This window comes from Micromonospora sp. NPDC049201 (genome assembly GCF_055586805.1).
In genome coordinates this window covers 60,908-73,709 of the sequence record NZ_JBVJHM010000011.1, presented here as the reverse complement: position 1 = coordinate 73,709, position 12,802 = coordinate 60,908, and the positions used below count along the sequence as shown (strand labels likewise).

Here is a 12,802-nt window from a genome sequence, read left to right as displayed (position 1 = left end):
AGGTCCTTCATTCACAAGGGGTTGCGGCATCACGGCTGGTGCGGTCTGCGGGGTGGCGGGGTACGGCGGGCGCGGCCCCGCCGGGCGGCCGCGCGCATCGCGGCGCGGGCCAGCTCCGGCCGGTCGGCGGCGCCGTCGAGGCTGGCGGCGAGCGCCCGCACGGTCGGGTGGCGGAACAGGTCGAGCATGGTGATCGAGCGGCCGGTGGCCTCGACGAGCCGGGCGTGCACGGCGGCGAGCGCCATCGAGTGGCCGCCGATGTCGAAGAAGTTGTCCGTGACGCCGACCGTCTCCCGGTCGAGCACGTCCCGCCAGATGCCGGCGATCAGCTCCTCGGTCCCGGTGAGCGCGTCCGACCCGACCGGCAGCGGCGCCCGGGCCGGCTCAGCGGCGGCCACCGTCATCGCGCCCAGCGCGGCCACCCGGACCGCCGGGCGGGGCAGCTCGGGGGCCACCTCGCCGGCCGGCGCGTCCGGGTCGGCGGCGAGCGCGCCGACCAGGGCGGCCAGGTCGGCCAGCAGCGCGGTGATCCGGTCGCCGTCGAACAGGTCCGGGTTGTAGACCACCTCGACGCCGGCCCGCCCGTCCCGCTCCACCACGTAGACGGTCAGGTCGAACGGCGAGCCGGGCTTCGGCACCGGCACCGGCTCGACGGTCAGGTCGGCCAGCGCCAGCCGGGGCGGGACGAAGTTGAGCACGTTGAACAGCACCTGCACCAGCGGGGCGCGGGAGGTGTCCCGGCCGACGCCGAGCGCCTCGACGAGGCGTTCCAGCGGCGCGCCCGGATGCGCGGTGACCTCGTGCAGCTCGGCGGCGCACCGGTCGACCTGCGCGGCGAAGCTGCCGCCGGCGCGCACCCGCACCGGCACGGTGTCGATGAAGAAGCCGATCACCTCGTCGAACGCGGCCAGCCGCCGGTCCGCGACGATCGCGCCGAGCACGTGGTCGTCGCCGCCGGTGAGCCGGCGCAGCAGCTCACCGAAGCCGGCCAGCAGCACCGCCGCGACGGTCGTGCCGCGCCGGGCGGCCAGCTCGCGTACCGCCCGGTCGGCGGCGGCGTCCAGCCGGACCGCGGCCTCCGCGCCGGCGTACGTCTGCACGGCCGGGCGGGGCCGGTCGCGGGGCAGCTCCAGCACGGTCGGCGCGCCGGACAGGTGCCCGGTCCACCAGGCCAGGTCGGCCTCGCCCCGACGCCGGTCCCGTTCTTCCCGCCAGACCGCGTAGTCGGCGTACGTGGCGGACAGCGGCGGGCGGCCCGGCGTCGGCCGGCCGAGCGCGCGGGCGTACGCGGCGGCCAGCTCGTCGTAGAGCAGCGTCTCGGACCAGCCGTCGAAGACCGCGTGGTGCACGGTCACCGCCAGCACGTGCTCCTCGGCCGCGAGCCGGTAGGCGGTGACCTGCCAGGGTGGGCCGGTGGCCAGGTCGAACGCGTGCCCGGCGCCGGCCGTGAGCATGGTGGCCAGCTCGGTGTCCGGGTCGGCGGCGGTGGTCAGGTCGACCACCGGCACGGCCACGTCGGTCGGTTCCTCGCGGACCGCGTACGGCACGCCGCCCTGCTGCGGGATGCGCCAGCGCAGCACGTCGTGGCGCTCGGCGACGGCGCGTAGCGCGGCGCCGAGCGCGCCGGTGTCGAGCGGCCCGCGCAGCCGGTGCGCGACCGCGATGTTGTAGGGCGCGCTGGACGGCGCGAGCTGGTCCATGAACCACAGTCGCCGCTGCGGCGGCGACAGCGTGGGCGGGTTGCCGGTGGTCAGCTCGTCGCCGCCGGCCGGGTCGGCGGCCCGGACCCGGTCCACCAGCGCGGCGAACGTGCGGTCGGTGAACAACACCCGGGTGTCCACCTGCCGGCCGGTCTCCGCGCGCAGCGCGGCGACCAGCCGCATCGCGGCGATCGAGTTGCCGCCGGCGGCGAGGAAGTCGGCGTCCGGGGTGGGGGCCGCGCCGAGCAGCCGGGTCCAGACCCGCCGCACCGCCGCCGCCACCGGGTCGCCGCCGTCGGGCACGTCGTCAGGCACGTCGTGGGCCGGCGCGGCGGCCGTGGCCAGCTCGCGCAGCGCGGACCGGTCCAGCTTGCCGGTGACCGGGCTGGCCGGCAGCGCGGCCAGCCGCACCGTCCGGGCCGGCAGCATCGCGGTGGTCAGCCGCTGCTCGGCGTACGCCCGCAGCGCGTCGTCGTCCGGCGCGCCGGCCGGAGTGAGGAACGCGACCAGCTCGGTGCCGGCCGGGCCGGGCAGCGCCTCCACGGCGGCCCGCTCGACGCCGGGGTGATCGGCCAGCACCGCCTCGATCTCGCCCAGCTCGATGCGCTGGCCGCGCACCTTGACCTGCCGGTCGGCCCGGCCGAGGTAGACGATCCGGCCGTCCGGCGCCTGCCGGACCAGGTCCCCGGTGCGGTAGAGCCGCTCGCCGGGGGTCGCGCCGAACGCGTCGGGCACGAACCGCTCGGCGGTCAGGCCGGGCCGGTTCAGGTAGCCGTCGGCCAGGCCCGGCCCGCCGATCAGCAGCTCACCGGTCTCCCCCGGCGGCACCGGCCGCAGGTCGGCGTCGACCACGTACGCGCGGTGGTTGGCCAGCGGCCGGCCGATCGGCGCCGGGTCGACGTCGGCCGGGGTGAGGTCACCGAGGAGCACCAGCACGGTGGTCTCGGTCGGGCCGTAGCCGTTGAGGAACCGCCGGCCCGGCGCCCAGCGGGCGGCCAGTTCGGCCGGGACCGCCTCGCCGCCGCAGAGCAGCACCCGCCACGACGGCAGGTCCGCCGGGTCGAGCAGGGCCAGCACGGTGGGGGTGACGAACCCCCAGTTCACCTCGTGCGCGGCGACGAACCGGGCGAGCCGCACCGGGTCGGCCCGGTCGTCGGTGCCGAGCAGCTGCACCGTGCCGCCGAGGATCAGCGGCACGAACAGGTCCATGGTGGCCGCGTCGAAGCCGAGCGAGGCGATGCCGAGGCTGTGCGTGGTCGCGTCCGCGCCGGTCAGCGCCGTGACGCCGGTGACGAACTGGACCGCGTTGCGGTGCGTGGTGAGCACGCCCTTGGGGCGGCCGGTGGAGCCGGAGGTGAACAACACGTACGCCGGGTCGCCGGGGCGGGCCGGGCAGGGCGCGAGCGGGGCGGGACCGGACAGGCCGAGCGCCTCGACGCCGGGCTCGGCGCCGAACTCGGCCACCGCCGCGTCGCCGACCACCACCCGGATGTCCGCGTCGCGGACGATCTCCCGCAGCCGGTCACGCGGGCCGCCCGGCTCCAGCGGCACGTACGCGGCGCCGGCCAGCAGCACGCCGACCACGGTGACCACCAGGTCGGGGGTACGCGCGCCGCACACCCCGACCCGGTCGCCGCGGCCGACACCGTGCGCGCGCAGCGCGGCGGCCACCCCGGCGGCCCGGTCGACGAGCTGCCGGTAGGTGAGCCGGGTGTCCCACTGGCGCACCGCCACCGCGTCCGGGACGCGGGCCGCCCGGTCGGTGATCAGGTCGGCGAGGGTGGCGTCCGGCCAGGGCAGGTCGGGCCCGGAGACGGCGCTGACGGTCAGGGTGTGGGTCACCGGTGTGCTCCCAGGTGCTCGGCCGGATCGGTGATCTGGAGGCGGAGTTCGCTGACGTAGCCGCGGCCCCGGGCGTCGGGCACCCACGCCTCGTCGGGGGCCGGCAGCAGCTCGGAGACCACCACCGGCACGTCCGGGCCGGTGCGCAGCGCGGCGTCCACCATGGCGCAGAGCGACTGCGCGTACAGCGGGCCGGTCAGGTCCACGTAGCAGGGTTTGATCTCGGTGCCGATCTTGACGAACACCCGCTCGGGCAGGTCGGTGGCCGCCCGCCAACGGCGTACCGCCAGGTAGCGGGCGGTCTCGTCGGCGTGACCGCCGAGCCCGCACGCGCCGGCCGTGGTGCGCCAGGTGCGCCGCGCCACCACCAGCCGGTCGATGGTGATCCGGGGCGTGTGCGCCGCGGCGCCGAACAGCTTGAACGCGTCCAGCAGCAGCGAGCCGAGCAGCGTGGCGAAGACCTCCATCAGCGGCCAGCGGGCGCCGTCGGGGAAGACCGCGGTGAGCCGGTCACCGGCGCGCTCCACCAGGACCGCGGTAGCCGGGACCAGCCGGTCGGCGTCGGCGCCGTGCGCGGTGTCGATGCCGAGCTGGCGGTCCGCCGGGCCGGTCAGCGCGTACGTGGTGCGGGTGGTCCGCCGGGGGAAGCTCTCCGGCCAGAGCACCCGCAGCCGCACCGGGCCCAGGTCCGCGTCGAGGTCGGCGCGCAGCGCCGCCGGGTCGCTGTGGAACGGGCTGAGCACCGCGCTGTCGAACGCGACGGTGGCCGGGTGCAGCTCACCGAGCACGAGCAGGAAGTCGCCCCGCTCGACCGCCTCCGGGGACGCGGCGCTGAGCTGGACGTCCGGGTTGTGCAGCCGGGCCGACGGCCAGCCGGGCCCGGACGCCGGGAACAGCTCCGCCACCCGCCCGGCCAGGTCCGCCGCGCGGACCCGCAGCTCCGCCTGGTCGGCGGGCAGGTCACGCAGGTCGAACAGCTCGGCCCACCGGCGGGTGAGTTCCGCACCGGCCCGGGCGATCGGGCCGTCCGACGCGATCAGCGTGCCCTGGGCCAGCAGCCACAGGTCGGCCAGCCGCACCGGCTCGTCGCCGGTCGCCAGTTCCTCGTGCAGCTCGGTGAAGAGCCCGGCGCAGCGCTCGGCGACCTCGACGGTGAACCAGCGGGCCGTGCGCAGCACCACCGCGAGCGGCTCGGCGAGCGCATCGGTGACCGCGGCGCCGACCTGGAAGTCCAGGTCACGGGCGGTCTCCTCGTAGCAGATCGTGCGGCCGGCGTACATCTGTCCGCTGTTGCGGGTGGCCGGGCGGCCGGTGACGGCGGTGAACCCGGCGTTGAGCGCGGCGAGCGCGGCGCCGAGCCGGTCCGGGTCGCCGGCCGCGGCGGCCACCTCGTCGCGGGCGGCGCGGAGCCGGTCGAACTCGGCGGCCGTGGCGGCGCGCACCGGCTCGTCACCGATGGCGGCGATCCGCGCGGCGAGCACGTCCTCCGCGTCCGGGGCGACCGGCAGGTTCGCGCCCCAGCTCAACTGGCCGCGTTCCACCCACCGGTCGAGCAGCAGGTAGACGTCGTCGACGCCGTGCACCACGCCCTCGGCGCACAGCCGCTCGGCCAGCTCGACCGCCGGGGTACGCCCGTCGGCGGCGGCGAGCAGCCGGGCCTCCACCGGCGTCAGCGCGATCGGCGGGTGCAGCGGCCAGCGCAGCTCCCGCCCGACCACGGTCAGGTGCGGCTGCCGCGCCGGCGCCCACCAGCGGCGCACCGCCAGGTCGTCGGCGAGCCGGTCGGCGTACGCGATGAGCGCCCACGCCTCGAAGAACACCCGGCGGCGGCGCACCAGCGCGGCGCCCGGCACGGTCCGTACGCCGGGCACGGCCGGGTCGAACGTGCCCCAGCAGACCGGGCCGAAGAAGCCGATGGTCTCCGCCTTGCCGCAGTAGCGCTGCCAGTAGCGCAACAGGCTCAGCTCCCGCTTGCGCCGGCGCACGTTGCGCACCTGCGGGTCGGTGCGCAACAGGCCGTCCAACGCGATGAGCATGTCCGGGTTCTGCCAGGTGACCGCCTCGCGCAGCAGCGGGTCGGCGGCGAGTTCGCCGGCCACCGCGGAGGACTCGGCGAACGCCTCACCCAGCGTCTTGTCGAACACCTCGGCGCTGCTCACGCCCGCCAGCAGCGCGTCCGCGGCGACCGCGCACCCGGGCGCGGCGAACCGGTCCAGACCGGCGGCCGGGAACCCGGCGGTCCGCAGCACCACGTCCCGCCACACCGACCAGCCGGTCGTGCCCAGGGGCAGCAGATGGCTCATCGCGCGTCCTCCACTCCGCTGTCGGTGCCGAGCGCTCCGGTGTCGGTGAGGTGCAGGCGCAGCTCGCTGAAGTAGCGGCGCCCCGCGCCGTCGGGCACCCACGCCTGCTCCGGGCCGGGCAGCATCTCGCTGACCGTGAGCGACACGTCGTCGCCGCCGTCGACCCGGGCGGCGCGCACCAGCGCGCAGAGCATCCCGGCGAACCCCGGCGCGGCCAGGTCCACGAAGCACGGCTTGGTCTCCGTGCCGAGCTTGACGTAGACCCGCTCGGGCAGCCCGAGCCGGCGACGCCAGTCGCGCACGGCCAGGAACCGCTGCCGTTCGCCGGTGACGGCGGCCAGGCCGCTCTCCCCGACCGTGGTCCGCCAGGTCTGCCGCGCCACCACCAGCCGGTCCACCGTGATCCGCGGCGTGTACGGCGCGGCGGCGACAAGTTTGAAGCCGTCCACGGCGTGCGCGCTGAACGGCTCGGCGAAGATCTCCGCGAGCGGCCAGCGCTGCCCGTCCGAGGCGGTGGCGACCAGTTCGCCGGCCACGTCGTCGACGGTGAGGTCCACCGTGGGCAGCACCCGGGCCGGGTCCGCGCCGGGCGCGTCGAGGAAGGCGAGCTGCCGGTCGGTCGGGCCGGTAAGCGACTCGGCGGTGCGGCTGGTGCGGCGCGGCCAGTCGGCCGGGAACAGCAGCCGGACCCGCCGCTCACCGAGGTCCGCCGCCAGCGCGTCGCGCAGCCGCTCGACGTCCGGGTGCGACGGCGTGAAGACCGCGCAGTCGAACGAGGACCAGGCGGCGTGCAGTTCGCCGAGCACCACGGTGTAGTCGCCGCGCCGCAGCGCCGCCTCGTCGGTGGCGCAGATCTGCAGGTCGGGGCTGTGCATGGCGGCGTTCGACCAGGTCGGCCGGGTGCCGGGGAAGACCGCGTCGATCTTCTCGGCCAGGTCGGCCGCGCGCAGCCGCACGTCGGTGGTGCCGGCGGGCAGCGTGTCCAGGCCGAACAGGCCGGCCCACCGGGCGGCGAAGTCGGCGGCGACCGCGTCGACCGGCCGTTCGCCGCCGCCCCAGAACAGGCCCTGGGCCAGGAACCACAGGTCGGCCAGCGCCACCGGGCCGCCGGACTCGGCGCGCAGCTCGTCGTGGAGGCCGCGCAGCACCGCCAGGTAGGCGTCGGCGAGCGCGTTGGCCAGCCAGCGGGCGGCGCGCAGCAGCACGTCGAGCGGGGCGGCCAGTTCGGCCAGCAGCGGGGCGCCGAAGACCACGTCCAGATCGCGGGCGGTGTCCTCGTAGCAGATGGTGCGGCCGGCGTACATCTGGCCGGCGCGGCGCACCGCCGGCAGGCCGGTCAGCTCGGTGAACGTGGCGTCGAGGGCGTCCAGCGCGGCGCGCAGCGAGTCCGGGTCGCCGGCCGCCGTGGCCACCGCGTCGCGGGCGGCGCACAGCCGGTCGAAGCCGGCGCGGGCGGCGGCGCGGGCCGGCTCGTCACCGATCGCCGCGATCCGCTCGGCCAGCACCCGCTCGGCGTCCGGGCTCACCGGCAGCGCCGCGTCCCAGGTGATCAGCTCCCGCTCCACCAGCCGGTCGAGCAGCGCGTAGCCGTCCTCGGGCCGGCGCAGCCCGATCGCCGGGTCGGCGACCAGGGCGGCGGCGTGGCGGCGGCCGTCGGCGGCCCGCAGCAGCGCCGCCTCGACCGGGGTCAGCGTCAGCGGCGGGCGGCCGGGCCGGAGCACGTCCCGATCCCGGATCGCCAGGTGCGGCCGGAGCATCGGCGGCCACCAGCGGCGGACCGCCAGGTCCGCGCCGAGCCGGTCGGCGTACGCGGCCAGCGCCCAGGACTCGAACCACACCCACCGTCGCCCGGTCAGCCCTTCACCGGGGTTGACCAGGGCAACCTCCGGCTGGTCGGGGTCGACGGTGACCCAGCAGGCCGGCCCGAAGAACCCGACCGTCTCGTTCTTGCCGCAGTAGCGCTGCCAGTACTTCAGCAGCGCCCGCTCCCGGTCGCGTCGCCGCACGTTGCGGGGCGCGTCGGGGCCGCCACGCGCCAGCCCGTCCAACGCGATCAGGGCGCCCCGGTTCTGCCAGGTGACCGCCTCGCGCAGCAGCGGGTCGGCGGCCAACGCGCTGAGCCGCGCGGCGCCGGCGCGCACCGCCTCGTCGAACTCCGTGTCGAACCGTTCCTCGCCGGTGCCGGTGGCCAGCAGCGCGTCGGCGGCGGCGGCGGCCCGGGGCGCGCTCAGCGCCACCAGCCCGTCGGCGGGGAAACCGGTGGTCCGCAGCATCGCGTCGCGCCACACGGACCATCCGGTGTCCCCGAGCGGCACCCGGTGCGCACCGCCGGCGGTCCCGCGGCCGACGGCGCGCACCGGGCCCGGACCCGCGTCCGGGGTTCCGGCGCGGGCGGTCGAGGTGCCGGGCCCGGCGGCAGCGACGCCGGGCGCGGTGGTCGAGGTGCCGACAGCGGTGGTCAGGCCACCGGGCGCTGTCGTCGCGGCACCGGGTGCGGCGGTCGTGACGCCGGGCGCGGCGGCCAGGTCGGCCCGGATCAGCGCGGCCATCTCGGCGAGCCGGTCGTGCAGGAAGAAGTGCCCGCCGGACAGCTCGTGCATGGTGAACCCGGCCGCCGTGTGCTCGCCCCAGCCGGCGGTCTGGGCGCGGGTGACCGCGGCGTCCGCGTCACCGCCGAACGCGACGATCGGCACCGGCAGCGGATCCTCCGGGACGTGGCGGTAGTCGTCGACCCGGCCGAAGTCGGCGCGCAGCAGCGGCAGCATCAGCTCCAGCAGCTCCGGGTGGTTGAACGCCTCGGCGGGAAGGCCGCCACCGTCGCTGAGGCGGCGCAGCAGCTCGTCGTCGCTGACCCGGGACAGCCCGATGAAGCCACCCGGCTCGGTGACGTGCGGCGCGCGGGCGCCGCCGACGTAGAGCCGCAGCGGCAGCGGACGGCCGGTACGGCGCAGCTCGCGGACCACCTCGAACCCGAGCCGGCCGCCCATCGAGTGGCCGTAGATCGCGTACGGGCGGTCGGCCCGGGCGGCGATGGCGTCGGTGACCTCGGCGACGGTGAAGTGCGGGGCCTCGCTGATCCGCTTCTCCCGGCCGGGCAACTGCACCGGCAGCACCTCGACGTCGGGGCCGAACGCGGCCGGCCAGTGCCGGAACGCGCTGGCGCCCGCGCCGGCGTACGGCAGGCAGAACAACTGCACCGGCGCCTCGGGGCGGCTTCCGGTGGAGGCGAACCAGTTCACCGCGGACCTCTCTGCACGGGGTCGATCCAGTGCCGGCGGCGCTGGAACGGATAGGTGGGCAGCCCGGTACGCCGGACCGTGCCCTCGGGGTGCAGGGCGTCCCAGTCGATGTCGTGGCCGGCCACCCAGTCGGCGGCCGTCTCGCGCAGCGGCCCGGCGTCACCGGCGAGCCGGGCGTCGGTGTCGAGCAGCACGTCCAGCGCGGACAACGCGGCGGGCAGGTCGGCGGCGACCACCGCCGCCCGGTGCGCGAACGGCCGGCGGCCGAGCGCCAGCGTGGCGGCCACCTCGGGCAGCGCCGGCGCGGTGCCGGCCAGGTGGGTGCGCAACCGGACCAGCGCGGCCCGCAACGCCGCCGGCGTACGCGCGGAGACCGGCAGCAGCCACGGCCCCTCCCCCGGCGGTTCGGCCGGCTCGACCGGCGGCGGCTGTTCCACCACCACGTGCGCGTTCGTGCCGCCCAGGCCGAACGCGCTCACTCCGGCCACCCGGCGTCCGCCGTCCGGCCAGTCCCGGGCCTTGGTGGGCACGTAGAACGGGCCGGCGGCGAGGTCGATCTCCGGGTGCGGGCGGGTGAAGTGCAGGTTCGGCGGGATCACGCCGTGCCGGACGGCCAGCACGGTCTTGATCAGCCCGGCGACGCCGGCGGCGGCATCGAGGTGGCCGATGTTCGTCTTCACCGAGCCGAGCGCGCACGTCTCGGCCGGCGCGGCGCCGGCGTACACCTCGTGCAGCGCGGCCACCTCGATGGCGTCACCCAGCGGCGTGCCGCTGCCGTGCCCCTCGACGAGGCGGACCTCGCCCGGGGCGACCTCGGCGGTGGCGAGCGCGTTGGCCACGGCGGCGGCCTGCCCGGCCGGGCCGGGCACCGCGAAACCGGCCCGGTCCGGGCCGTCGTTGGTGACCGCCCACCCGGGCAGGATCGCGTAGATCCGGTCGCCGTCGGCCTGCGCGTCGGCGAGCCGGCGCAACGCGACGACGCCCGCGCCGGAGCCGAACCCGGAGCCCTCCGCGGCCTCGTCGAAGGCACGGCACCGGCCGTCGGGGGAGGCGAGCCCGCCCGGCGTGGCCCGGTGCCGGGGCCACATGACCGTGGAGCCGCCGGCCAGCGCCAGGTCGCACTGGTAGTCGGCGAGGCTCTGCGCGGCGAGGCAGACCGCGACCAACGAGCTGGAGCAGGCGCTCTGCACAGCCAGCGCCGGCCCGGTCAGGCCGAGCCGGTAGGCGACCTGGCCGGGCAGGTGGTCGGGGAACTGCCGGCCGACGAGCCGCGCCTCCCAGTCGTCCGGGTCGACGTCGCCGACCACCGCCGGGTTGTCCATCAGATGGAACAGGAAGTACCGGTTGGCGGAGGTGGCCGCGTAGACGCCGACCAGCCCGGGGAAGCGCTGCGGATCGTGCCCGGCGTCCTCCAGCGCCTCCCACGCGGTCTCCAGGAAGAGCCGGTGCTGCGGATCGGTGCGGGCGGCCTCGTCGGCGCCGAAGGAGAAGAACTCGGCGTCGAAGTCGGCCACCCCGTCGAGCCGGCCGGCGGCGCGGACGTGCCGGGGGTCGGCGCGCAGCCGGGACCCGATGCCGAGCGCGGCCAGCTCCTCGTCGGTGTGGTCGTGCACCGAGTCGACCCCGGTGCACAGGTTCCACCAGAACGTCGCCACGTCCGGCGCGCCGGGGAACCGGCCGGCGATCCCGACCACGGCGATCTCGTCGCCGGTGTACTCGCGGGACGCGCTGACCGGCGCGGCGGGCGCGGGCAGCACCGGGGCGCGGACCGCCTCCGGCGGCGCGTCGAGCAGCGCCGCCTGGGTGGCCACGGTCGGGTGGTCGAACAGGCGCAGCATCGGCAGCCGGACGCCGAACCGCTCGGCGATCTGCTGCTGCACCCGGCCCAGCAGCAGCGACTGCCCGCCCACGTCGAAGAAGCTGTCGGTGCGGCCGACCGCCGGGCGGCCCAGCACCGCGCACCAGATGTCGTGCACGACGCGTTCGGTGTCGGTGGCCGGCGCCGCCCCGGCGGGCACCTCGACGACCGGGTCGGGCAGCGCCCGCTCGTCGACCTTCCCGCTGACGGTGAGCGGGAACTCGTCCACCACGACCACCGCGCGCGGCACGGCGTAGTCGGGCAGCGCGGCGGCGAGCGCCGCGCGCAGCGCCGCCGGGTCGGGGCGGGCGCCGGCCGGGCGGGCGTACGCGAGCAGCTCGCCGTCGCGGGCGATGGCGCGGACCCCGGCGACGCCGGGCTGGGCGGCGAGCACGGTCTCGATCTCGGTCAGCTCCACCCGGTGCCCGCGCACCTTGACCTGCCGGTCGAGCCGGCCCAGGCAGACCAGTTCCCCGCCGGGCAGCCGCGCGCCGAGGTCGCCGGTGCGGTACGAGCGCGTCCCGTCGGCGTCCGTGGCGAACCGGTCGCTGTCCTGGTTGAGGTAGCCGGGGGCGAGGTGCCGGCTGCGGACCACGATCTCGCCGGTGCCCGGGTCGAGGTCGAGGCGGTAGCCGGGGAACGCGTGGCCGACCGGCAGCGGCCCGACCCTGGCCGGGTCCACCTCGGACAGCGGCAGCACGTGCCGGGCGGCGAACGTCATCTCGGTGGCGCCGTAGCCGTTGACCAGCACGCAGTCGCCGGCGAAGCGGTCCCGGCCGCGGGCCGCGTCGGCCCAGGTCGCCTGTTCCCCGCCGAGCAGCACCGCGCGCACGGTGGCCAGCCGCCGGTCGTCGAGCGTGTCGAGCAGGAAGCGGTAGACGGTCGGCGTGCAGTGCAGCACGGTGACGCCGTGCCGGTCGAGCTGCTCCACCGCGTACGCGAGGCCGTGCCGGCGCAGGTCGACCGGGACGACGGCGGCGCCGGTGAGCAGCGCCGGGTAGAGGTCCGGGATGGCGGCGTCGAAGCTGAACGAGGCGAGCAGGCTGAGCCGGTCGGCCGGGCCGACGGCGAGCGCGTCGATCTGGTTGTCGACGACGTGGACCAGGTTGCGGTGGGTCTGCCCGACCGCCTTGGGCACGCCGGTGGAGCCGGAGGTGAACAGCACGTACGCCAGCGCGTCCGGGTCGACCGGCACCGGGCGCAGCGGGGCCGGCGGCACGTCGTCCAGGGGCACCACGGCACGACCGTCGGCCACCGTCAGGGCCAGCTCGCGGTGCTCGGCGGCGCAGGCCACGGCGGTGACGTCGGCGGCGGCGACCATGTGTCGCAGCCGGGCGACCGGGAAACCCGGGTCCAGCGGCACGTACGCGCAGCCGGCGGCCAGCGTGCCGAGCAGCGCGGCGACGGTCGGCGCGCCGTGCGCGGTGAGCAGCGCGATGCGGTCGCCGGGCCGGAAACCGGCGGCGACGAGCACGGCAGCGTACCCCCCGGCCGTCTCGGCCAACTCGGCGTAACCGACCTCGTGGGTCTCGCCGAGCAGGGCCGGACGGCCACCGTGGACCGCTGCGACCGCGCTGAAACGATTGATGATCATCGTCTCTGCCATCAGGAAACGGAATGTGCTCCACTGACGGCGGGCGCGCAGCAGCAATCGACGAATGTGACCATTGATCCCCCCCAGGACTTCACATTGGAAGCAGAATAAAGCTCAATCTCTCGACCGGAAGAGGATCGATCCGGGTCGAGCCGAAGGGGGGACGACCCCTGGTACCTCGGACGGAGGAATTCGTCCGATCATCCCTCTAGCGCGTAGACGATTTTCAGCGTAGATGGCTACTCGCGAGTTATTTTACGGTGAAA

The 12,802-nt window shown here is 76.6% G+C and carries 4 protein-coding genes; all 4 read right to left on the bottom strand.

Features of this window, described 5'->3' with window-relative positions; genetic code table 11:
• Positions 1-29 precede the first annotated feature (29 nt).
• The 4 genes from ACZ6O5_RS23455 to ACZ6O5_RS23440 are packed head-to-tail and all read right to left on the bottom strand — an operon-like array spanning position 30 to position 12,548.
• Positions 30-3,542: an amino acid adenylation domain-containing protein gene (locus tag ACZ6O5_RS23455; protein WP_465979959.1), complete on the bottom strand. Its 3,513-nt coding sequence runs from the start codon at positions 3,540-3,542 to the stop codon at positions 30-32.
• On the bottom strand, positions 3,539-5,845 hold the full coding sequence (locus ACZ6O5_RS23450) for a lantibiotic dehydratase (protein ID WP_465979958.1): 2,307 nt from the start codon (positions 5,843-5,845) through the stop codon (positions 3,539-3,541). Before ACZ6O5_RS23450 ends, ACZ6O5_RS23455 begins: the two co-directional genes overlap by 4 nt.
• Entirely contained in the window at positions 5,842-9,084 is a 3,243-nt protein-coding gene (locus tag ACZ6O5_RS23445; protein ID WP_465979957.1) for a thioesterase domain-containing protein, read from the bottom strand. The genes ACZ6O5_RS23450 and ACZ6O5_RS23445 overlap by 4 nt, the downstream gene beginning before the upstream one ends.
• Positions 9,081-12,548 carry an AMP-binding protein gene (locus ACZ6O5_RS23440; RefSeq protein ID WP_465979956.1) on the bottom strand — a complete coding sequence of 1,156 codons (3,468 nt, stop codon included), beginning with the start codon at positions 12,546-12,548 and terminating at the stop codon, positions 9,081-9,083. The genes ACZ6O5_RS23445 and ACZ6O5_RS23440 overlap by 4 nt, the downstream gene beginning before the upstream one ends.
• Positions 12,549-12,802: the final 254 nt, after the last annotated feature.